Below are 21,306 nucleotides of genomic sequence, written 5' to 3' on the forward strand. Positions count from 1 at the left end.
TGTTTTAGTATGCCGGACTCCAGTCCAGCCAGTGCCGCTTCCAGCTCCGGCGGGTGGCGGCGGAACGCGTGGGGCTCTCTGGAGCTAAAGTGCGGTCTCCAGACCCGCCCTTGCTGTAAGCCGGCAATGTTCGCGGCCTAAGCAATGCTACCCCTCAAGCCTGATCTCAGACGCAATCGTATTTGCGAGCATTCTGACGAAATTGACTTGTTACCGATCTTTCTGCCTTGCTTCCGTTCGGCTGCGCCTCGCTCCGCAGCAGGGCGTGCTTACTTCTTTCCAGTCTTCGTCGAGCGCCGCAAAGCAACGCAGGCGTGTCTAGCTACGCACAAACACTCGCGCCTAAGTACGGGCGCAAGCACCAGTCCTAGGCTAGCCATCCTGCTAAGTGCGCTTTGCTCTGGATTTCTTCGTCGAGCTACGTGGCGCAACGCGGAAGCGGCTAGCTACGCACAAGCACTCGGGCCTAAGTACGGGCCCAAGCACTTGTGCTAGGCTACCCGTCCCGCTAAATGCGCGCCACTTCGCTCTGGATTTTTAGGAGGTCTCATATGCAAATTGGGTTTATCGGCACCGGGGTCATGGGCACCGGGATTATCTCAAACTTACTCAAGGCAGGGCACTCGCTCACGGTTTACAACCGCACGAAGGCCCACGCGCAAACGGTGCTGGACCGCGGCGCGACGTGGGCGGATACGCCCAAAGCCGTTGCCGAAGCCAGCGAGATCGTGATTTCGATCGTCGGTTTTCCGCAAGATGTCGAGCATGTCTACTTCGATGAAGCCGGCGTGTTCGCTGGCGTTCACGCCGGCCAGGTCGTCATCGACATGACCACCAGCACCCCGAGCCTCGCGCGCACGATTGCCGAAACGGCGGCCCAGCGCGGCGCCATCGGCCTAGATGCGCCGGTGTCCGGCGGCGACATTGGCGCCAAAAACGGCACGCTGACGATGATGCTTGGGGGAGATTCGGCCACGGTCAAGCGGCTGACCCCGATCTTTGAGGCGGTCGCCACCTCCATCAACTACTTCGGCCCCGCCGGCCAGGGGCAGCACGCCAAGATGGCCAACCAGATCATGATCGCCGGCACGATGACCGGCCTGACCGAGATGCTCGTGTACGCCAAGGCGGCCGGGCTCGACCAGGCGCAGGTAATCAAAACCGTCAGCGGCGGCTCTGGCGATAACTGGAGCATGGACAACTACGGGCCGCGCATCTTGGCCGGTGACTACACCCCGGGCTTTTTCATCAAGCACTTCGTCAAGGACCTGCGCATCGCGCTGGCCGAGGCTGACCAGATGGGCCTCGACCTGCCGGCAACGAAACAGGCCAAGGCGCTGTACCAGGCGATGGTCGACAACGGCCAGGGTGATCTGGGCACGCAGGGGCTGATCCTCAGCTACTGACCCAACTAAAAAACGGTGACCGCTTCCGCAAAGGAAACGGCCACCGTTTTTTAATTAGTCGCGCCGCCGGTGCACCAGCAGTGCCGCGAAGTAAAACACGCACTCGATGGCGGCGATGAAGAACGTGACCGGCCAATTGGTGTAGTAACCCAGCACTAGCCCACTCCAGACGCCGATCAGCGCGGCGGCCACGGAGATGACCAGCATCTGTGGGAGCGTGCGGCCGAGGTATTTAGCCACGGCCGGCGGTAACGTCAGCAGGATGAAGACCAGCAGGCTGCCGACGATCTGCGCGCCGATGGAGACGGACACCGCCAGGATCAGCAGGAAGTAGATCCCGATCACATTGCGCCGCAGCCCCTGAGCGGCCGCGCCGACCGGATCGAAGGAGTCAAAGGCCAGGCTGCGAAAGGCCACGCTCATCGTCACCAGCACCAGCGCGGCCAGCGCCACCAACTGCCAGACGTCCGCCCGCGAGATGCCAATGATGCTGCCGAACAGGATCGTGGTCGCGTAGCTGGAGCTTTTGGCCGACAGCGCGAGGAACAAGATCCCAAGCCCCGTGAACAGGCTGGACACCGCACTGATGGACGCCTCCCGCCGGCTGGCCCGCACGGACAGCTTGCCCACCGTCACGCTGCTCAAAATGGTGGTCAACAGCATCCCATCCAGCGGCCGAATGCCGACAAACACGGCAAAGGCCGCGCCGGCAAAGCCGATTTCAGACAGCGTGTGGGCCAGAAAGGACATCCCCCGCGCCGTCACGAAGACGCCGACGATGCCGGTGGTCAGCGCGATGAAGGTGCTGGCCAAAAAAGCGTTTTGCATAAAGTCGTAAGCAAACATTAGCGCACCTCCTCAGCCGGTCGCAGCTCCGCCGGCATGTTGGCCGGTTCCATCAACTGGGTGGACCGGAGCTCGTGGCCGGTGGCCGTCAGCAGCAGGTATTGGTCGGTATACTCGCGCGCCAACTCAAGGTCATGGGTGACGAACAGCACCGTCAGGCCGAACTGCTGGCTGAGCTGGCGCACCAGCGTCATCAGCTCGGTTTTCGTGTTGACGTCTAGACTCGCCGTCGCCTCATCAAGGATCAGGAAGTTGGGCTCAGTGAGGAGCGCCTGCGCCAGGTACGCCTTTTGCTTCTCGCCGCCGCTGGCCTTGCCAAGTAGCTGACCCTGGCGCGCGGTCAGCGCGGTTTTCCGAATCACCGCGTCGAGCTGCTGCTTTTCCGCCTGCGTGTGCCACGGGAACCAGTGGCCGCGCTGGTTGAGCTGGATAAAACTGCGCAGCGACAGCGGATACTCCGGATCGATGTTGCGAAACTGCGGCACGTACCCGAGGCGCATATCCGGCGCGTGGGTGATATGCCCGCTTTGCGGCGTCAGCTGCCCCATCAACAGGCGGATCAGCGTTGTTTTGCCCACGCCATTGGCCCCGATCAGACTCGTCATCGAGCCGCGGGCTAGGTTAAAGCTGAGGTCTGAGTAAAGCTGCCGGTCGTGAAAGCCAAAGGTCAAGTGGTCAACGGTCAGTAAAGGTGATGCCATGGCGCCCTCCAATAACAGTAATGATTACGAATAACAGTGTACACGAGCAACTGGCGCGGCGCAAATGTTTCTGAAAACAGGCGGAACTAAATGCGGTTGCCCCTAACAAACAAGCCGACCGTCCCACCACCCCCACACTGAGGGTTGATGAGGCGGCCGGCTTTTCCAGTCAGAGTGTCGTGTTTTGCGGCGGACGATTCAGAAATGGCGGTAACGCTGCCTATCCCTTCAATTCGCTCAGATCGTTGGCCTTGCTAAAGTCGATGTAAATCGCCTTCGGGTTATCCTTCACGATCAGGATGTAGCCGTGGCCGAGGAAGGCACTTTTATCCCCGTCGTAGTCCAGCGGGAACTCCTGCGCCGGGGCCAGGTTGCCTTGGATCAGGAGCGCGTACAGCTCGTTGTCCGTGTAGTCGTCGGAAAAAGCGATGGCCACCGGCGCGGTGACCAGCTGATCAGCCTCATTCATCAGCTTGATGACGCTGAAAATCTGATCGGTGACGGCTTTCGGGAAAACCGCCTCAACGGTCTGGCTGACGTGGCGGCGCTTCGTTGCTTCGTACATGAGAATCCTCCATTGCGTTGTGATGTATCCTTTTACCTTACCACAACCAATGGCGGGCGCAAGCTACTGCTTATCCACCGCGTGCCCCCCGAACTGGTTGCGCAGCGCCGCGACCACCTTGCCGGTCATCGTGTCGTCAACCTCGGAGCGGTAGCGCATCATCAAGGCGCTAGAGATCACCGGCGTTGGGACGTGTAGCCGCATGGCCTCCTCAACCGTCCAGGCGCCTTCCCCACTGCTGTGCATCACGCCTTTGATGCTGTCCAAGTGCGGATCGGCCGCAAACGCCGCCTGAGCCAACTCCATCAACCAGCTGCGCACGACGCTACCACTGTTCCACATCCGCGCCACGGCCTCGTTGTCGTAATCGAACGGGCCCTTGTCCAGCACGTCGAAGCCTTCCGCAATGGCCTGCATCATGCCGTACTCGATGCCGTTGTGCACCATTTTGAGATAATGCCCCGACCCCGCCGGGCCAGTGTACAGGTACCCGTCCTGCTGAGCGATGGCGTCAAACAGCGGCGCGATGCGTGCAAACACCGCCTGGTCGCCGCCGATCATGAAGTTACCATCACGCCGCGCGCCGCTCATCCCGCCTGACGTGCCCACGTCAAAGAAGTGAACGCCGCGCGCCTGCATCAGCTCCGCGTGGCGCAGGGAGTCGCGGTAAAACGAGTTGCCGCCATCGATCACAATGTCATCAGCAGAAAGTGTCTCCGCCAACGTTGCCAGCGTGCTGTCGGTCGGGGCCCCCGCCGGCACCATCACCCAGACGATCCGCGGCGTCGCAAGCTTTACCAGTAATTCTGGCAGGTCGGCGGCTGGCGTTGCCCCCGCCGCGGCCGCCGCATCGCGCGCCGTCGCGCTCAGGTCCGTGGCCACCACCTCAATGTCGTGGTCCAGCATATTCTTGACCAAGTTCAAGCCCATTTTGCCGAGTCCAATCATTCCAATTTGCATCTCAAACCCTCCAAGTTTTATTTGCCCCTAGTATATGTAAAAAGTTTTCATTTGGCAACTAAAACGATGTAACAATTTTTCTTCGTTCACATGGTATACTGAAGGCAATTACCGCGGGTACATCTAGCTCACCAAGTTGCCCGGGGCCCAACCCGCCCCAACCAACTTGGCCACGCTAGCTGACCCGCTAAACCCGTGCTTCTCTGCGCTCTGACTAAACGCGCCCATCCCCGCACCGCGAGCGCATCTAACGCACCAAGGGACTCGGAGCCTAGACCGCCCCAAGCCCCTTGGTGTCGTTACCTGCCTCGCTAAACCCGCGGTCCTGGACGCTCTGAAAGGATGCCTTCTCATGGCCGCTTTTGCCGTTCAACTGCTTGCCAATCGCCAGCAACTCAGCACCAAGGAACAGGCGCTGGGGGATTACCTCTTACAACATGCCAAACGCGCAAGCACCCAATCGATTTCCGCGCTGGCCGAAGCGACTGGGGTGTCGGTCGCCACAGTGTCGCGCTTCGCCAAGGCGATCGGCTACCCGAACTTTCAGGCGCTACGCGTGGCGCTGGCGCAGACGGCCACGGCCCCGATGTTTGGCGAGATCGAGGCGCACGACGACACGTTGACAGTGGCGCGCAAGCTGTTTGCACTCAACGTGGACGCGCTCACCGCCACCGAGTCGGGCTTGGATGCGACCACGCTGGACGCGGCGGTGCGACTGATCACGCACGCGCACACGCTGGGACTGTTCGGCCTCGGGGCGTCCAACCTCGTGGCCCAAGACGGCTACCACAAGTTTTTGCGCACACCGATCCAGGTCAGCTACACCACCGACTACCACATGCAGCTGATGGCGGCCACGCGGCTGACTGCAGCGGACGCCGCGATCATCATCTCGCACACCGGTACCGACAAGGACGCGCTGGCGCTGGCGAAGGTGCTGCACGCCGCGGCGGTGCCGCTCATCGTGATCACCGGCAGCCCGCGCTCGCCGCTTGCCAAGCTTGCTACGGTGCTGCTGGTCGCCCTGGCCGAAGAGACCCAGTACCGCGCGGAAGCCCTGCACGCGCTGATCGCCCAGATCGCGCTGATGGACACCCTATTCGTCCTCGCCGCCATCGCCACGGACAGCGCCTCCGAGGCCATTCTGGCGCGAATTCGCACCACCATTCAGCAGACACGAGAGTAAAAAATTACCTCACCGCTTGTCACGATCAAGCAGTGAGGCTTTTTTTACCCCCGCGGCCAGGCATGGGTCCGTTCAAACGTCTCGGCCAAGTTCCGGGCCTGTTCAATGATGGTCGCCGGATAGTTCAGCGTCGCCAGCAGCGCGATGGCGTTGTGTGAGGTCGCCGGCCCCTGATGCAGCAGGTAGTCGAACGCCACCCCGGTTGCCGACACGGTTTCTTGGAAGTGCCAGTTCACCACCGCCGCACCGAGCAGGCCGGTCAGCTCGCTGTCGTGCGTTGCCACCATCACCAGCGCCTGCGTCGCCGTCAGCCACTGCACGACACCGGCACTGGCCGCGATGCGCTCAACAGTGTTGGTGCCCTTCAGGATCTCATCGATGAACCCGTACACCGGCGCCCCGCCGGCCGCCAGGGTCAGTACACGCTGAATCGCCTTGATCTCCGCGATAAAGTAGCTGTCGCCGCTGGCCAGGTCGTCTTGGATCGCCATCGCAGTGATGACGTGCCCGGGGGCCAGCGCAAACGATTCGGCGGTCGCCACCCCCAGCGTTTGGGCCAACACAGCGTTGATCGCCACACTTTTGACATACGTCGACTTGCCCGAGGCGTTACTGCCGGTGATGAGCGCCGACTGCCCCCAGTCGATCACGTTGGCCACCGGCTGCTTCAACAGCGGATGCACGACGCCAGCCGCCGTGATGCCCGTGGCCTGGCGTTGCGGGTGGCACACCACCGGCGCGGCCAGTTGGTAGTTGGCCACGGCAATGGCGACCTCCAGCTCGCCGAGCGCCTGCCACAGAGCCAAGGCGTCCTCGTGGTGCGCGCTCAGCGTCGTCAACACCTTGTTGTACGCGCGAAACGGCAGCATCAGCATCACGCCGAGGTAATCCGCGATGATCTCGGTTTCACTGCCCGTCTTGGTCCGGAACACGAAGGCGTGACGGGTGATCGGCGCGAGTTTGACTAGCGCCCGCTTCAGCGCGGCCTGCTGCGGGGTCGCCAGCCGCGCCAGGCGCTGGGCCGTCGCGATGGTTTGCACAAGGTAGCGCAGCGCGTTCAGCTCAACGGCCAGGCGCTCGCGGTGCTGCTGGTAGACGACCACGTTGGTGACCAGACTGCCGATGAGCAGCAACACCCCCGCCAAAGGCGCAAGGACGATCAGCACGATGGCCGCCAGCGGGAGCCACCCGAGCACCGTATAGCGCCAGGTGCCGCTCAGGCGATAATGCGCCGTGTCGAGCAGGTAGCGCCGCGACTGGTTGTCATCGCTTTTGCCCAAGTGCGCAAAGGCGGTGCGAACTTGCAGCCGCACGGCATCCTGTTCGGTGAAAAACGCCACCAGCTTGGCTGACACGTTGGGTCGATCGAAGTCAAATCCGCGCAGTGCCGCGTACAATGCCTCGGCCCCCACGCTCGACTCCGTCTGGTTCAGATGCTTGAACACCGCCATCAGGTTCAGGTCGTGCCACGTCAGGTCGTCCACCTGGCTTGCGGTGGGTCGCAGCTGCGCGGCCGCCTGCCACGCCGCCTTCAAGCTGGCCTCACTGTCCTGCCGCCGCGCCTCGGGGAACTCCCCCCAAGATGCCAACAGTCGCCTGCGCAGGCGCTGCCGCGTGCGCCAGCCGGTCACCACCACCATCCCCACGATTGCTGCCAAGAACAGCCCTAGCCATAGCCAGTTATTACCCGTCATCGCACTGCCTCCGCCCTCAATATAAGGCCAATTATAGCACCGCGCCCACGCAAAAACGCCGGCCACTTGCCCTTCGCGAGAGGGGCAAGCGACCGGCGCTTCGTCAAGCCTACCAGTCTGGGGTATCCGGATCGAGCGCCACCCCGGCGACCCCGTGAAGGTCGTCGATCAGCGCCATGTCGTGGTGCGACAGCTCAAAGTCAAATAGCTGCGTGTTTTCGCGGATGCGGGCCTCGTGCACCGACTTCGGCAGCGGCAGGAAGTCGTGCTGCAGGGACCAGCGCAAGACGAGCTGGGCCACGGTTTTGCCGTAGCGCGCCGCCATTTTCTGCAGGGCCTTGACCTCAAAGATCTTGCCGGTGCCAAGCGGGCTGTACGCCTCGCTCAGGATGCCGTGCGCCTTGTTGTAGGCGACCACTGCCGGCTGCAGGTCGGACGGGTTGAGGAAGATCTGGTTGACCATCGGCGTGATGGTCGCCGTCTTCAGCAGCTCATCGAGGTGGTGCGGGCGGAAGTTGGACACGCCGATCGCGCGCATTTTGCCGGCCTTGTAGGCCTCCTCCATCGCCCGCCAGGTCTCAGCGTTGACTTCTTCCCAGTGGTCGCGGAACTTCGCCGGGTTCGGCCAGTGGATCAGGTACAGGTCGACGTAGTCCACGCCGAGCTTTTGCAGGGACAGATCCAGCGCCTTTTTCGTCGCATCGTACCCGTGGTCTTGGTTCCAGAGCTTCGTGGTCAAAAAGATGTCGCTGCGCGCCACGCCGGACTGGCGTATGCCGGCCCCCACGCTTGTCTCATTGCCATACGCGGCGGCCGTGTCGATGTGGCGGTAGCCAGCGGCCAAGGCAGCGGCCACGCTGCTTTGGGCCACCACACCGTCCGGGGTCTGCCAGGTGCCGAAACCAACAATCGGGATCTGCACGCCGTTAGCCAGGGTGTAGGTGTCCGTCAATTGCGTCAGATGTGCCATTCATACCACTCCTTTGATATTGACTTACCAATTATCAGTATAACAAAAAAACAGTCCGCCGTGACAGCTCGCCGGCCACTTCCTGAACCGGGCTGAATCGATCAAGGCTGAGCCTCTCGCGTCATGCGCAAGCGCAGCCTTTTCCCCGCGGGCGATCCGCTGAGATCAGCGGTCCTCCGCCTCATAGTGAATCTTCAGGTATTTATCTTCGCTGGTGAGTTCAAAGAAGTGATCGATCTGAAAGGGCTCGGTCAAGGCGTAAAACCCATTGCTCGCCAAATATCTTAGGTTACGCTCATTGGGTCGGTAATCCTCGACGCCGTAATGATTAAACGTCGCGTCAAACTGCTGCTCACCAGCGCCGAGGATGTAGGTCAGGTGAAACCATAAATCCCCGAACCGCTTGGCCGTCACCCACATTCGCCGGATATTGGCGCGCCGGATCACCACGGCATCTCGTGCCATTTGCTCAGGGTCAACGGCACCAAAAGAAGCGGTGCTCGGTGCCAGCACCACGACTTGCGGCAAGAAAAACACAGCGACCGTCTGCTGATCGGCTTGCGCGAATAAATCTAACACAGACTTGGACGTCACCGCGTCAGCTACGCTACGCCAGAGCCGTTGATTAGGATGAAGCGTTTGAATCATCAACAGAAAATTAGGCACGTCTGGTAGTTCCATCGTCGTTATCAGTGAACGCATCAACTGTGAATCCGGAAATTTCATGACTTTCCTCCGTTTACAGACGCTTTAAGTGATCCACAAGAAGCCCGCTGGTTCGCGCGCCTTATTCTCCTGCGTGGCCTAATGGCACCAGGCCAGCAGCCATCGCCACTGCTAACGAAATGAAGTTGGCGCGCTCGTTAACAAACCCAAAAGCCTTGACCGATGCCCCAAGTCTTCCAGACGACTGACTAACTCAGATTCTCGTAAATTCGATTGCTGGAACAATGACTTGGTGGCCGAAAGCCGAAACCGATCGCCTGCCGTCAACAACCGTGTGATTTTACTGTATCTCGTTATTCCAAAGAACGATTGACTGATATTTTCTATATGGTACGCTAGTTTGGCGGCTGACACACCACTTTATCAACGCCAAATTGTATATTATTTTATTTCTATAAGGAGAATATCCATGAAGAAAATAAAAACGGCTATAACAATCCAAGTTGCCGACGTACTAGTCATACTGTTTAGGCCTGAAAGCTGATGAAAGCGCTGTGTACTAGAACAATTTTGTTCCTGAAGTTACACCATCTACTTGGAATCCTCAGCTTCAATTTTATCATCGGACTAATATTTGTTGTATCAAAAAGTTGGCCTTGGTTATTAGCGCAGACATTCTTTTTCTTTTCTTAAATTAAGTTACATCTTATTCGCAAGCAGCAAAACAAATAAAAAGCCGAAAAAAACATCCAATCTAAAGTGAGTACAGGTGATGGCGGCCGCTCACCGACACGACAAGTCAAAACGGGAACCCAGCGACGGGTTCCCGTTTGTGTCTGTTATCTCCCGCTACTCGGCCATCACACTTGCCAGCAGCTTGGCCGGCGCGTAAGCGTTGAGCAGCCGCACGAGCTCTCCGTGGCGGCGTTGCCCATACCGCCTAAAACAGTGAAGAAGTGTTCTGGGCGTTAATCCTCCAATTGTGCTGCGACTTGCTTGACCACATTGAGGTCGCCGGCCCACGGCGTGTCCACGCCGCGCACCTTCTGGTAGTTGTCCGCGCCCTTGGCGGCCACGACGAGGATGTCGGTGGCCCCGTTGGCGGCGATGGCTTGGGCGATCGCCTTGGCGCGGTCCAGCTCGGTAACGACCTTCACGTGGTCGTGTTCGATGCCCGCATCAATGGCGGCGGCGATGGCGGCGGGGTCTTCGAAGCCCGGATCATCGGTCGTCAGGTAGGCGGTGGCGACACTTTCGTTGATCACCTTGGCAAACCCTGGCCGGCGCGAGACGCCCTTGTCACCCGGCGAGCCGAGGACCACGTTTAGGGCTGATTCTGGGAACTCCTTTTTCAAGAAGCTAAACAGGGCCTTAAGTGAGCCGTAGTTGTGGGCATAATCCACGAACACGGTGCCGTGGCCCGGTACCGTCAGGGATTCCATGCGGCCGGGGATCAGGACATTCGCCAGCCCCGGGGCGGCCTTGCTGCCATCGACACCGGCCAGGCCGGCGCCGATAATGGCGGCCGTGGCGTTGCTTTCGTTGAAGTCGCCGATGAGGCTCAGCGTGTAACGGTTGCCGACGTTCAGCGCCGCGGCCTTGTCGGTCACCGGCACCAGCTTAAAGGTGCTTTCGTTCGTGTCCAGCTTGAGGCTTTCGAAGCGAAAATCGATGGTGATGTCCGACCGTTCAGGCTGAAACTCGGCACTGGCGTACAGGAAGATACTGTCCGGATTCGTGGTGGTCGTGGCAGCCGCGTAAACCTCATCGAAGTTCGCGGTTTCAGCGTTCAAGACCACCTTGCGCGAGTTCACCACCAGCTGCAGCTTGTTGTGCAGGTAGTTGGCAAAATCGGGGTGCTCGTTGGGCCCGATGTGATCCGGCGTGATGTTCAGGAAGAAGCCGACATCGTAGGTCAGCCCGAACACGCGGTTTTTGAGGTACGCCTGGCTGGACACCTCCATCACCATGTGCGTCATGCCGTTGTCAACGGCGGTACGCATGTCACGGAACAGGTCGGTGGACTCCGGCGTCGTCAGCTTGGAGCGGAAGTGCTGGTCGGGGTTCGGCCCAACGATGCGCTCGATGGTCGAGGACAGCGCCACATGCTTGGGGTGCGCCTGCTCCAGGATCCCGCGGGTGAAGTAGGCCGAGGTCGTCTTCCCCTTGGTGCCCGTGAAGGCGATGACGAACAGGTCGTCTTGCGGAAAATCGAAGAACGCCGCACTCAGGATCGCCATCGCTTTTTGCACGTTAACGACGATCAGCGCGTTCATCCCGTTGCCTTCGACGTACGGCTTCTCCGCCACGTAGGTCGTTGCGCCATTATCCCGGGCCATGGCGAGATAGATCGGCCGAAAATGCGCGCCGCGGCAGAAGAACAGGGTAGGGCCGGCGACCTTGCGGCTGTCGTAGGAGATCCCGGTCATGTCCGTTCCGATGTTATTTTGGACCGCACTGCTCTTCAGGAGGTGGTGCTCCTTCAATAACAAAATACATGCACTTAATGATAATGACATTGTGTTCTCTGCTCCTTAGTGCGAATTTGCGTCTATTATACCATATCGCCGGCCACGGTCATGAGCGTCACCGCATATGCACAGGCCGGGGCCTGGACCGTCACCGTGGCGCCCGGGGTCTGGTGCATCAAGGCGCGGCCCAGCGGCGAGTCGCTGGCCAAGTTGGCCGGGGCCAGGCTGGCCTCATGCGGCCCGACCAGCCGGTACTGCTCGGTGGTGCCATCGTCAAAGGCGACCGTTACCCACTTGCCGATGTCCGCCGCCGGGCTTGCGTCCGGCGTCACCACCTGAGCGTAGCGGATCAGCTTGTCGAGGTAGCGCAGGCGCCCTTCCAGCTGGCGTAACTCGCGCTTGGCGGTCGTGTAGTCAGCGTTTTCGGAGCGGTCCCCTAACGCCGCGGCCGCCGCCAGCGCTTTGATCTTCGCTGGGCGCGCGGCCTTGAGCGCCGCCACCTCCGCGTGCAAGGCCGCGACCCCAGCCGCGGTCATGTCGTGGTACTGCATCGCAAAGCCCCCTTCGGCAAAAAAGGAACCGCGACCGCGTGAAAGCGCCAGCCCCAGTTCCTCACGTGTCATGATTGTCACGGTCATGTCTAAATCAAGCCAAGCTTAGAACAGATTTCCGAAGAACTCCGCGATGCCGCGCCCGATCAGGACGAAGAAGTTGGCTTTATCAACGGTCTTGGTGGTCTTGACGGCCACGGGTTCACCGGTGGTGCCGTTCAGGTAGCCGAGGTCATCCCCCTTGGCCGCAAACGTCGCGGTGCCCACGGTGGTGTCGGCCTTGATCGGGGCCTCCACCTTGGCCTTGATGCCCTTAGCTGCTTGGTAGGTGGTGGTGATCGTCTTGCTCGTGGTGCCGGTTGGGACCACCAGGGTCAGGTCCTGGGCGGCGGCCAGCTTAACGCTGGTCTGCTTGCCCTTGTCGACCGCCAGCTTGGTGTGGCCGGCTACGGCTTGACCCTTCGTGGCAACCTTGAGCGTCGTCCAGTTGCTCAGGGCGTAGCGCATCAGCGTGGCCGTCTGGTCAAAACGCTTTGTGGCTGCGGTTCCGTTGGCGTGGAGCACCACCGTGATGATGCGCATGCCGTCTTTTTTCGCCGTGCCGGTAAAACAGTCGCCGGCCTTATCGGTGGTCCCGGTTTTTAGCCCGTCCACCGGCAGGTCGGACTTGGCGGCCACCAGCCCCGGCAGCATCCAGTCGTAGTTGTCCATCTTGGTCGCATCGCTGGTGCCTTCCCGGAAGGTCTTGGTGGTGATGGTCGTGGTCTTGAGCACCTCTGGGTAATCCTTGAGCAGGTGCTGGGCAACCACGGCGACGTCCTTGGCGGTCATGGCGTTCTCGTCGGTCGCCGCGCTACCCGGGTAGACGTCCGCCTTCAGCTCGCTGTTCGGCAGGCCGGTGGCGTTGACGATCGTGGCATCCTTGATGCCCCAGGCGGTGAGCTTGGCCTTCATCAGGTCAACGAACTTGGTCTGGGTGCCTGCCACGGCGTTGCCCAGTAGCATCATCGCCGCATTGGCGGAGTAGATGAAGCTGGCCTGGTAAAGTTCCTCCACCGAGTAGCTGTCATCCAGCCGCAGCGGCACGTTCGACAGGGCGGTGTCTTGGGAGATCGTGTGGATCGCCTCATCCGGCGTGATTTTTTGGTCCCACGTCAGCTTCTTGTTGTGGATGGCCTCTAAGACCAGGTACAGCGACAGCATCTTGGTCATCGAGGCGATCGGCAGTTTCGCTTCCGCGTTCTTGTTGTACAGCACCTTTCCGGTTTCGGCCTCGACCGCCACGGCGGCGCTGGCATCGATATCGACGCTTGCGGCGGCGCTCACGCCGACCGCCGGTGCGACCCCTGCCCAGACACTGATGACCGCAATGACCGTAATCAGGCCACGCCAAACTTTTTTCATGTTAAAACTCCTATTCTGCTTGATTGGATGGAACTTGCGGCGTGCGGGTCAGGGTGGTCCCGACCTTCAGCGGCAGGTGAAGCACAAAACTGGTCAACGCCGGGCTCGACTCGGCGTAGATGTAGCCGCCGTGCAGGGTCACGATGCTCTGCGCGATCGCCAGACCGAGGCCGGTGCCGCCGGTTTCCTGCGAGCGCGACTCCTCGACCCGATAGAACCGGTCGAACAGCTGGTTCAGCGCGTCGTTGGGGATCTGAGGGCCGTCGTTGGACACCTTGACCACCACCTCCGAGCCCACCTTCTCGGCGTTCAGGTAGATGTGCTGGCCGCCCTTCCCGTACTTCAAGGCGTTGGCGATCAGGTTGTTGAACACCCGCCCGAGCTTCTCGGTGTCGGCGTTCATCATCAGTGGATCCGGCGACCCGCTGACCACAAACACCATGCCCTTCTTCTCCCCTTCCAGCTCAAACGAGGCGGCGAGCTGCTCGAGCATGGCCACCATGTTGAAGGTGCTGGTGTTCAGTGGGGTCGTGGTTTGACGCACCTTGGTGTACTCGAACAGGTCCTCGACCAGCACCTTCATCTGCTTGGCCTTCAGGTACGCCGTGTGGGTGTACTTGAGCAACTCGTCCGTACTGCGGTACTGGCGGTCCTCGATCAACCCCAGGTACCCGATGATGGAGGTCAGCGGCGTGCGAATATCGTGCGACACGTTGGTGATCAGCTCGTCTTTGCTCTGCTCGATCTTGCGCTCCTCTTCCATCGAGTTGACGGTGGAGTCGACCAGCGCGTTGATGCTGTTGATGACCTTTTGCAGATCAGTATTGACCGCCAGACGCACCCGGTGATCCAGGTGGCCGTCTGCGATGTAGTGCAACTCCGCGATGACGTGGCGCATCTGCATCTGCCGATAGCGCCGGATCAGCCGCCAGTAAAGCACCATCAGGTCCAGAACGATCATGGCCCCAACGAACACGTTGCGCCAGCTCCACAGGTGCGCCTTGTTTTGCCCGAATGTCAGGACGTTCTTGACGCTCCAGATCGTGTCTTGCAGCGTCGGGTTCGTCGCGATCATCTGCTTGAGCAGCACGAACAGCGCAAAGTTGAGCATCAACAGGAGCACCAGCGTGACTAGGCCCTCGAACCAGAGCTCCGATTTTTCCTTGCCGGACAGGCGGACCTTCTCGCCCATCTTAGGCCTCGACCTTGTAGCCGACACCCCAGACGGTTTCGATCACTTTTTCCCCGCCTGTGGCTTCCTCGATCTTGTCGCGCAGGTGCGACACGTGGACCATGACCGTCTTGGCGGACACGATCGACTCCTGCTGCCAGACGCGCTCGAAGATCTCATCAGCCGAAAAGACGCGGTTCGGGTGCGATGCCAGCAGGTACAAGATCCCAAATTCCAGCGCTGTCAGCTGAATGCTCTTGCCGGTCAGCGTGGTGACCTCGTGGCTGTCCTTCTTGATGACCAGTGGGCCCACTTCCAGTTCGTCGGGCTCCGGATTGGTCACGTTGTTGGCACTGCGGCGCAGCAAACTCTTGACCCGCGCCATCACCTCAAGTGGGTTGAACGGCTTGGTGACGTAATCGTCCGCACCGGTGATCAGGCCCTGGATCTTATCCATATCGCCCGTCTTGGCCGACACAATGATGATCGGGATCTGGGAGTCCTTGCGCACCTGGCGCACCACTTCGATGCCGGACATGTTCGGCATCATGATATCAAGGATCATCAGCGCGATGTCTGGGTTCGTGGCGAGGCGCGTGATGGCCTCCTTGCCACTGTACGCCAGGATCGGCTCGTAGCCCTCGTTTTTGACATAGATACTCAGCAGTTCAACGATTTCTTTGTCGTCGTCTACAATCAGGATTTTCATAGTTCGCTCTCCATCTGGTGAAGTTTCACGTCGCTCCCATTGTACCAAACCTGACGCGCGCCCGCTTGGCCCGAACGGCACGACTTAGAAAAGTTTAAGGACCGTTCATGCGCCCGGACTCCGGTCCAGCCAGCTCCGCTTCCAGCGTCACCGGCTGAACGGCCGTTTTTCGACTGACAAACGATCGCATTATCGACAGAGACGACGCTGTCATTCAGTGGCGATCAAGCGGCAAGGTAACGTCAACTTTTCTCGCCCACAAAAATAGGACCGTGACAGCGGCCACGCTCCTAATTGTCTCACGCTTATTCCACTGAGTAGTTCGGGGCTTCCTTGGTGATCTGAACGTCATGCGGGTGGCTTTCACGCAGGCCCGCGCCGGAGATCTGGATGAACTGGGCGTTGTCTTGCAAGGCGGTGATGGTGCCGGCCCCCACGTAGCCCATGCCGGAGCGCAGGCCGCCATCCATCTGGTAGATGACATCGGCCAGCGCGCCCTTGTAGGCGACGCGGCCTTCGATGCCTTCGGGAACCAGCTTCTTGGCTTCGTTCACGCCGCTTTGGAAGTAACGGTCCTTACTGCCGTGGGCCTGTTCCATGGCGCCAAGGCTACCCATGCCGCGGTAAGTCTTGAAGCGGCGGCCTTGGTAGATTTCGAACTGGCCAGGGGCTTCGTCGGTCCCGGCAAGCATGGAGCCCAGCATCACGGCGGTGCCGCCAGCGGCCAGCGCCTTGACGATGTCACCACTGTACTTGATGCCACCATCGGCGATGATGGCCTTACCGCGCTTGCGGGCTTCGGTGGCCGCTTCGTAAATCGCGGTCAGCTGTGGCACGCCGACACCGGCCACGATCCGGGTCGTACAGATGGAACCAGGGCCGATGCCGACCTTGACCACGTCGACGCCGGCGTCGTACAGGGCCGCGGCGCCTTCAGCGGTGGCGACGTTCCCGGCGATCAGGGTCGCTTGCGGGAAGTGGGCGCGGATCTCGGCGATTTTGCGCAAAACGCCGGCGGAGTGCCCGTGCGCGGTGTCGATGACGATCGCATCGGCACCGGCGTCCAGCAGGGCTTGGGCGCGGTCGAAGGTGTCACTGGTGACCCCAACCGCGGCGGCAACAAGCAGGCGGCCGTGGCTATCCTTTGCGGCCTGTGGGAACTCAACGACCTTCTCGATGTCCTTGATGGTGATGAGGCCGGACAGGCGACCATCTGCGTCAACGAGTGGGAGCTTCTCGATCTTGTACTTCTGCAGAATGGCTTCGGCTTCCTTGAGATCGGTGCCGGCCGGGGCGGTGATCAGGTTATCCTTGGTCATCACGCTACCGATGTCGGTGCTGTGGTCTTCAACGTAGCGCAGGTCCCGGTTCGTGATGATGCCGGTGAGCTTGCGAGAGTCCTTGGAGTCAACGATCGGCACCCCGGAAATGCGGTACTTCTGCATCAACTTGTGGGCTTCAGAGACCGGATCGCTTGCGGTGAGGAAGAATGGGTTGAGGATCACGCCGTTTTCAGACCGCTTCACGGTCAGCACCTGATCGGCCTGATCGGCAATCGTCATGTTCTTGTGGATGACCCCCAGACCGCCTTGGCGCGCCATCGCGATCGCCATATCAGCGGTCGTGACGGTGTCCATCCCAGCGGACAGGATCGGAATGTTCAACTTCAGATTCGGGGCCAGCTGAACAGATAAATCAACGTCCTGCGGTAATACGTGGCTTTCGGCCGGTACCAACAGCACATCATCAAAGGTAAATCCTCGCCGTGCAAACTTCGTCTCCCAATTGCTCAAGTGGATAGCCCTCTTTCATTTTTGATTGTCGTTTACCTTAGCATTTCAGCGCGTATCCGTCAATTGTTCGGGTCAAAAAGCTCACCAGCCTTGATATGACGGCGTTTCTAAATGAAAGAATTCTCATCTTGTCGATCCAGTTCCGAACAAAAATTTCAGGGCGTGACTTTCCGCAAAAGTGAATTCGGAAATCACCCGCGAAACGCCCGATAAAAGAAAAAAAGGTTCGGCTTTTCAGCCGAACCTTTCGCCGCTCGCTTACGCGGCCATGATGCCTTTCAAATTGTACCGGCGCTTCAACCAGAAGTGCCCACCGTAACCGATCACGGCCACTGCGGCATAACCCGGCCACGGCATCTGCTGGGTCAGCGGGGTGTTAATCATCGACAACGCGCCGGACACGGCGCTGGCCGCAAAGATCAGCACCATGCCGATCAGGAGCACGATCCAAGTCTTGCCGCGCTTGGCCTTAGGCGTGCGGCTCCAGTCGTTGTAGTAGGCGAACATGAAGCCGGCCGCGCTGGCCATCACGATCAGCGACAGCAGCCCGTTGCCGGTGCTGACCTGATCTGGGCGCATGTAAGTCATCACGCCATACACCAGCGCAAAGACGCTGATGAAAAACAGGCTCAGGTCCAGGCCGCTCAGCCAGACGTTCGTCCGCTTTTGGGCCTTCGGGGCGTGCACGAGGCTTTGCGCCTTTTCCGTCACGGGCCCGTACAGCTGGTTCGCCGGCTTGCCCTGGTGTTGCGCATCGATCATCTCTGGAAGCAACTTTGCCAGCGTGCGCCGCTGCTTTTCCTCTGGCCACTGGTGCTCGGTCAGAATGCGCCGCAACTTAAAGACGTAATCCGCGTTCTTCTTGGATAATTGGGCCACCAAGTCGTCGACGTCGACCGTCTCCGTTGGTGCTTCTACTTCTTTAACCGCTTTAACAGCCAAAATGCTTCCCCCTAAACGTTGAACCGGAACTCGATGATATCCCCATCTTGTACCAGGTACTCTTTGCCTTCCGACCGCAGGCGGCCGGCCTCACGCACTGCCTGCACCGATCCGTACTTGTCGAGGTCGGTGAACGACATCGTCTCCGCACGAATGAACCCGCGCTCAAAGTCGGAGTGAATGACCCCGGCGACTTGTGGCGCCTTCATCCCCTGCTTGAACGTCCAGGCGCGCGTCTCCTTGCCCCCGGCCGTGAAGAATGTAGCCAGGCCCAGCAGGTGGTAGCTTGCCTTGATCAGCTTGTCCAGCCCCGACTCGCTGACCCCTTCCGCGGCCAGGAAGTCGGCCTTGTCGGCGTCATCCAGCTCCGCGATTTCCTCCTCGGTGCGCGCGGACACCGCGATCACTTCCGCGCCTTCCTTGGCGGCGAAGGCTTCGATCACCCGCACGTACTCGCAGGCCTCAGGATCCGCCATGTCGTCTTCGGCGATGTTGGCCACATACAAGACCGGCTTGGTCGTGAGTAAAAACAGCCCCTTGACGATTTTCTGCTCGTCCGTGCTGAACTCGATCGAGCGCACCATGCCGCCTTCTTCGAGCACCGGCTTGATCTTCTTGAGCACTTCAAACTCGGCAACGGCGTCTTTGTCCTTGGTCCGCGCGACCTTTTCGACCTTGGCGTAGCGCTTGTTGACAGACTCCAAGTCGGCCAGCGCCAGCTCCAGGTTGATGGTCTCGATGTCGTCCAGCGGGTCGACCGTCCCGGTCACGCTGGTGATCTCATCATCATCAAACGCGCGCACCACATGCACGATCGCATCGACCTGGCGAATGTTCTCAAGGAACTTGTTGCCCAGCCCTTCACCCTTGGACGCGCCCTTGACGATCCCGGCGATGTCGGTGAACTCAAACGTCGTGCGGATGATCTTCTTAGCCGGGATCAGCTCATCGATGCGCGCCAGGCGGGCATCGGGCACTTCGACCATGCCGACGTTTGGATCGATCGTTGCAAACGGGTAGTTCGCCATTTCGGCACCCGCCTTGGTGATCGCGTTGAACAGTGTGGACTTACCGACGTTGGGCAAGCCGACGATTCCTGCAGTTAACCCCATAAGGCTGTTTCACTCTCTTCCTTTACTGGTTCGCGTCCGCTTTTACGAGGACTTTTTTCATTTTCTTGTCAAAATCGCGCCGCGACAACATCACGATGTGGCCGCAGCCTGTGCACCGGATCTTGATATCCATGCCGAGGCGAATGATCTCCCAATCATTCGTCCCGCACGCGTGCGGCTTCTTCATCAGCACGCGATCGTGTAAGTCATACATCACGTTCTCTCCTTCACGACTCTGGGTGACAGCCTAACCATCCCGGGCGCCAGCCCAGTCAGCGACACTTCCAGCTCCAGCGGGTGGCGGCGTGCGTGCCAGCGCAGCTCGCACGCTGCTGGAGGAAGCGTAGCGACCGGAAGCACATGGCGCGCCACCCGCTTCCAGTGTCACCGACTAGGCTTCCGTCCTTCGGCTGTGAAATACGCGATTGCGCACAAAGTCTGATTGACCCTATACGACAATCATCACATGATTTCCACAACGTTCTGCTTCCTATTGTGCACCAGCACGGCATGGTTGCGCAATCATGGGTTTAATCCAGATTGACGTCCAGCAGGGCCAGGATGCGGTTGAGGTCCTGGGCGGTGGCAAAATCGATCTCGATTTTGCCTTTGCCCTTGGGGCTTTGGGCGATGTTGACCTTGGTGCCGAACTTATCGCCCAGCTGGTTCTCGCTGGCGCACAGGTAGGGCGACTTCGGCCGTTCCTTGGGCTTGGCCTTCTTGGCCCCGGCGTTCATCTGGGCGATCAGGTGCTCCAGCTGGCGCACGGTCAGATTCTCCGCGACCGTTTTCTTGGCCAGTGGGGTCAGCTTCTTCTTGTCCTTGAGCGACAGCAGCGTGCGGGCCTGACCCATCGATAGCTGGTTGTCGTTCAGCAGCTTTTTCACCTCGGCCGGCAGGGCCAAGAGGCGCAGGTAGTTGGCGATGTACGGCCGACTCTTGCCCAGGCGCTTGGACACTTCTTCCTGCGTCAGGTTGAGCTTCTTGATCAGCGTATCGTAGGCCTGCGCCTCGTCCAGCGGGGTGAGGTCTTCACGCTGCAGGTTTTCCAGCACCGCGATCTCCATCATGGCCGGATCATCGAAGGTGCGCACGATGGCCGGCACGGTGGTTTTGCCGGCGAGCTTAGACGCCCGGAAGCGCCGCTCGCCGGTGATGATCTCGTAACCACTGACGCTTTGGCGCACGATGATCGGCTGGAACACCCCGGTTTGGCGGATGGATTCCGCCAGGTCGTTCAGCGCGGCATCGTCAAAAATCTTGCGCGGCTGGTAGGGGTTGGGCCGGATGTCTTCCAGCGGCAGCTCCTCCACATTGGCCAGTGCGATATCCGGGCTTTCGAAGTCTTTGAAAATGGCTTCGATGCCGCGCCCTAGGCCTTTATTATTCTTATTCACCATGAGCAGCTAACACTTCCTTTGTGAGTGCGGCGTAAACTTCCGCCCCTTTGGACTTGGGATCGTAGTCGATGATCGGCATCCCATAGCTTGGCGCCTCGGCCAGGCGGGTGATGCGCGGAATGATGGTGGTGTAGACGCGCTCGCCGAAGTACTTCTTCACTTCCGCGATGACCTGGGCGCCCAGGTTCGTGCGCCGGTCGTACATCGTGAGCAGCACCCCTTCGATACTGAGGCTCGGGTTAAAATGCTTTTGCACCAGCCGCACCGTGTTCAGCAGCTGGCTCAGGCCTTCCAGCGCGTAGTACTCGCTTTGCACCGGGATCAGGATCGAGTTGGCGGCGGTGAAGGCGTTGATCGACAGTTGGCCCAACGACGGTGGGCAGTCGACCAGCACATAGTCGTAGTCGTCCTTGACCGCGTCGAGGCCCAGCTTCAGGCGCATCTCGCGGGCCATCTGGTTGGTCAGCTCGATCTCCGCGCCAGCCAGCTGAATGGTCGCAGGCACAATGTCCAGGCGCTCATGTTTCGTCTTAATGATGGCGTCTTGGATCGGGTCCTCGTTGACCAGCACATCGTAGATATCCTTGCCGACTTCTGCCTTGGAGACCCCGATGCCACTGGTCGCATTCCCTTGCGCATCGGCGTCCACGATCAGGACGCGCTTGCCCGCACTGGCCAGGCAGGCCCCCAGGTTGATGGTTGTGGTCGTCTTGCCGACCCCGCCTTTTTGGTTCGCAATCGCAATGACGTGTGCCATGC

The 21,306-nt window shown here is 60.0% G+C and carries 20 protein-coding genes; 2 read left to right on the forward strand and 18 right to left on the reverse strand.

All coding sequences use genetic code 11. The features are described 5' to 3' along the window. Positions 1-551: 551 nt before the first annotated feature. Positions 552-1,406 (forward strand): NAD(P)-dependent oxidoreductase, encoded by an 855-nt coding sequence (locus EKM88_RS11870; RefSeq protein WP_125706431.1) that lies wholly within the window; start codon positions 552-554, stop codon positions 1,404-1,406. Positions 1,407-1,460: 54 nt separating this feature from the next. Here EKM88_RS11870 and EKM88_RS11875 read toward each other — a convergent pair whose 3' ends face one another. The 4 genes from EKM88_RS11875 to gnd all read right to left on the reverse strand — a co-directional run bounded on the left by EKM88_RS11875 (position 1,461) and on the right by gnd (position 4,478). Further along, positions 1,461-2,252, reverse strand: a complete 792-nt coding sequence (locus EKM88_RS11875; RefSeq protein ID WP_125706433.1) for a metal ABC transporter permease — start codon at positions 2,250-2,252, stop codon at positions 1,461-1,463. After that, positions 2,252-2,953: a metal ABC transporter ATP-binding protein gene (locus tag EKM88_RS11880; RefSeq protein ID WP_125706435.1), complete on the reverse strand. Its 702-nt coding sequence runs from the start codon at positions 2,951-2,953 to the stop codon at positions 2,252-2,254. Before EKM88_RS11880 ends, EKM88_RS11875 begins: the two co-directional genes overlap by 1 nt. Positions 2,954-3,173: 220 nt before the next feature. Beyond that, entirely contained in the window at positions 3,174-3,518 is a 345-nt protein-coding gene (locus tag EKM88_RS11885) for a hypothetical protein (RefSeq protein ID WP_125706437.1), read from the reverse strand. Positions 3,519-3,581: 63 nt separating this feature from the next. Then, positions 3,582-4,478 carry a phosphogluconate dehydrogenase (NAD(+)-dependent, decarboxylating) gene (gene gnd / locus EKM88_RS11890; protein ID WP_125706439.1) on the reverse strand — a complete coding sequence of 299 codons (897 nt, stop codon included), beginning with the start codon at positions 4,476-4,478 and terminating at the stop codon, positions 3,582-3,584. Positions 4,479-4,830: 352 nt separating this feature from the next. On the opposite strand from gnd, the gene EKM88_RS11895 reads away from it, so the two are divergent. Next, positions 4,831-5,664, forward strand: a complete 834-nt coding sequence (locus EKM88_RS11895; RefSeq protein WP_125706441.1) for a MurR/RpiR family transcriptional regulator — start codon at positions 4,831-4,833, stop codon at positions 5,662-5,664. Positions 5,665-5,708: 44 nt separating this feature from the next. On the opposite strand, the gene EKM88_RS11900 is transcribed toward EKM88_RS11895, so the two are convergent. The 14 genes from EKM88_RS11900 to EKM88_RS11965 form a co-directional block, all read right to left on the reverse strand. Next, positions 5,709-7,358, reverse strand: a complete 1,650-nt coding sequence (locus tag EKM88_RS11900; RefSeq protein ID WP_125706443.1) for a MutS-related protein — start codon at positions 7,356-7,358, stop codon at positions 5,709-5,711. Positions 7,359-7,467: 109 nt separating this feature from the next. Beyond that, positions 7,468-8,328: an aldo/keto reductase gene (locus EKM88_RS11905; protein ID WP_125706444.1), complete on the reverse strand. Its 861-nt coding sequence runs from the start codon at positions 8,326-8,328 to the stop codon at positions 7,468-7,470. 165 nt (positions 8,329-8,493) lie between these two features. Continuing rightward, positions 8,494-9,009, reverse strand: coding sequence for a hypothetical protein (locus EKM88_RS11910; protein ID WP_164512096.1), 516 nt, complete (start codon positions 9,007-9,009; stop codon positions 8,494-8,496). 953 nt (positions 9,010-9,962) lie between these two features. After that, positions 9,963-11,513, reverse strand: a complete 1,551-nt coding sequence (locus tag EKM88_RS11915; protein WP_125706448.1) for a UDP-N-acetylmuramoyl-L-alanyl-D-glutamate--2,6-diaminopimelate ligase — start codon at positions 11,511-11,513, stop codon at positions 9,963-9,965. Positions 11,514-11,548: 35 nt separating this feature from the next. Then, positions 11,549-12,016, reverse strand: coding sequence for a transcription elongation factor GreA (greA, locus tag EKM88_RS11920; RefSeq protein WP_125706506.1), 468 nt, complete (start codon positions 12,014-12,016; stop codon positions 11,549-11,551). Positions 12,017-12,121: 105 nt separating this feature from the next. Further along, on the reverse strand, positions 12,122-13,420 hold the full coding sequence (locus tag EKM88_RS11925; protein ID WP_125706450.1) for a serine hydrolase: 1,299 nt from the start codon (positions 13,418-13,420) through the stop codon (positions 12,122-12,124). Between the two features lie 10 nt (positions 13,421-13,430). Next, positions 13,431-14,612, reverse strand: coding sequence for a sensor histidine kinase (locus EKM88_RS11930; RefSeq protein WP_125706452.1), 1,182 nt, complete (start codon positions 14,610-14,612; stop codon positions 13,431-13,433). Position 14,613: 1 nt separating this feature from the next. Beyond that, entirely contained in the window at positions 14,614-15,300 is a 687-nt protein-coding gene (locus EKM88_RS11935; RefSeq protein ID WP_125706454.1) for a response regulator transcription factor, read from the reverse strand. Between the two features lie 305 nt (positions 15,301-15,605). Continuing rightward, positions 15,606-17,093, reverse strand: a complete 1,488-nt coding sequence (guaB, locus tag EKM88_RS11940; RefSeq protein WP_125706456.1) for an IMP dehydrogenase — start codon at positions 17,091-17,093, stop codon at positions 15,606-15,608. 258 nt (positions 17,094-17,351) lie between these two features. Further along, positions 17,352-18,035 carry a DUF1129 domain-containing protein gene (locus EKM88_RS11945; protein ID WP_164512097.1) on the reverse strand — a complete coding sequence of 228 codons (684 nt, stop codon included), beginning with the start codon at positions 18,033-18,035 and terminating at the stop codon, positions 17,352-17,354. A gap of 11 nt (positions 18,036-18,046) precedes the next feature. Then, positions 18,047-19,147, reverse strand: a complete 1,101-nt coding sequence (gene ychF, locus EKM88_RS11950) for a redox-regulated ATPase YchF (RefSeq protein ID WP_125706460.1) — start codon at positions 19,145-19,147, stop codon at positions 18,047-18,049. A 22-nt stretch (positions 19,148-19,169) separates the two neighbouring features. Continuing rightward, a complete protein-coding gene (locus EKM88_RS11955) occupies positions 19,170-19,361 on the reverse strand; it encodes a DUF951 domain-containing protein (RefSeq protein WP_125706462.1) in 192 nt (63 codons plus the stop codon). A gap of 316 nt (positions 19,362-19,677) precedes the next feature. After that, on the reverse strand, positions 19,678-20,547 hold the full coding sequence (locus EKM88_RS11960) for a ParB/RepB/Spo0J family partition protein (protein ID WP_125706464.1): 870 nt from the start codon (positions 20,545-20,547) through the stop codon (positions 19,678-19,680). Continuing rightward, on the reverse strand, positions 20,537-21,304 hold the full coding sequence (locus EKM88_RS11965) for a ParA family protein (protein ID WP_125706466.1): 768 nt from the start codon (positions 21,302-21,304) through the stop codon (positions 20,537-20,539). The genes EKM88_RS11960 and EKM88_RS11965 overlap by 11 nt, the downstream gene beginning before the upstream one ends. Between the last annotated feature and the right edge of the window lie 2 nt (positions 21,305-21,306).

Origin of the sequence: Lacticaseibacillus daqingensis, assembly GCF_003946115.1 — a bacterium.
In the GTDB taxonomy this organism is placed as follows: domain Bacteria; phylum Bacillota; class Bacilli; order Lactobacillales; family Lactobacillaceae; genus Lacticaseibacillus; species Lacticaseibacillus daqingensis.

What these genes read in the sequence shown, in the direction of transcription:
- EKM88_RS11935 (WP_125706454.1), bottom strand. Translation starts at nt 15,300, where the DNA reads ATGAAAATCCTGATTGTAGACGACGACAAAGAAATCGTTGAACTGCTG.
- gnd (WP_125706439.1), bottom strand. Translation starts at nt 4,478, where the DNA reads ATGCAAATTGGAATGATTGGACTCGGCAAAATGGGCTTGAACTTGGTC.
- EKM88_RS11880 (WP_125706435.1), bottom strand. Translation starts at nt 2,953, where the DNA reads ATGGCATCACCTTTACTGACCGTTGACCACTTGACCTTTGGCTTTCAC.
- EKM88_RS11905 (WP_125706444.1), bottom strand. Translation starts at nt 8,328, where the DNA reads ATGGCACATCTGACGCAATTGACGGACACCTACACCCTGGCTAACGGC.
- EKM88_RS11870 (WP_125706431.1), top strand. Translation starts at nt 552, where the DNA reads ATGCAAATTGGGTTTATCGGCACCGGGGTCATGGGCACCGGGATTATC.
- ychF (WP_125706460.1), bottom strand. Translation starts at nt 19,147, where the DNA reads ATGGGGTTAACTGCAGGAATCGTCGGCTTGCCCAACGTCGGTAAGTCC.
- EKM88_RS11930 (WP_125706452.1), bottom strand. Translation starts at nt 14,612, where the DNA reads ATGGGCGAGAAGGTCCGCCTGTCCGGCAAGGAAAAATCGGAGCTCTGG.
- EKM88_RS11915 (WP_125706448.1), bottom strand. Translation starts at nt 11,513, where the DNA reads ATGTCATTATCATTAAGTGCATGTATTTTGTTATTGAAGGAGCACCAC.
- EKM88_RS11960 (WP_125706464.1), bottom strand. Translation starts at nt 20,547, where the DNA reads ATGGTGAATAAGAATAATAAAGGCCTAGGGCGCGGCATCGAAGCCATT.
- EKM88_RS11895 (WP_125706441.1), top strand. Translation starts at nt 4,831, where the DNA reads ATGGCCGCTTTTGCCGTTCAACTGCTTGCCAATCGCCAGCAACTCAGC.
- EKM88_RS11875 (WP_125706433.1), bottom strand. Translation starts at nt 2,252, where the DNA reads ATGTTTGCTTACGACTTTATGCAAAACGCTTTTTTGGCCAGCACCTTC.
- greA (WP_125706506.1), bottom strand. Translation starts at nt 12,016, where the DNA reads ATGCAGTACCACGACATGACCGCGGCTGGGGTCGCGGCCTTGCACGCG.
- EKM88_RS11925 (WP_125706450.1), bottom strand. Translation starts at nt 13,420, where the DNA reads ATGAAAAAAGTTTGGCGTGGCCTGATTACGGTCATTGCGGTCATCAGT.
- EKM88_RS11910 (WP_164512096.1), bottom strand. Translation starts at nt 9,009, where the DNA reads ATGGAACTACCAGACGTGCCTAATTTTCTGTTGATGATTCAAACGCTT.
- EKM88_RS11900 (WP_125706443.1), bottom strand. Translation starts at nt 7,358, where the DNA reads ATGACGGGTAATAACTGGCTATGGCTAGGGCTGTTCTTGGCAGCAATC.
- EKM88_RS11955 (WP_125706462.1), bottom strand. Translation starts at nt 19,361, where the DNA reads ATGTATGACTTACACGATCGCGTGCTGATGAAGAAGCCGCACGCGTGC.
- EKM88_RS11965 (WP_125706466.1), bottom strand. Translation starts at nt 21,304, where the DNA reads ATGGCACACGTCATTGCGATTGCGAACCAAAAAGGCGGGGTCGGCAAG.
- EKM88_RS11885 (WP_125706437.1), bottom strand. Translation starts at nt 3,518, where the DNA reads ATGTACGAAGCAACGAAGCGCCGCCACGTCAGCCAGACCGTTGAGGCG.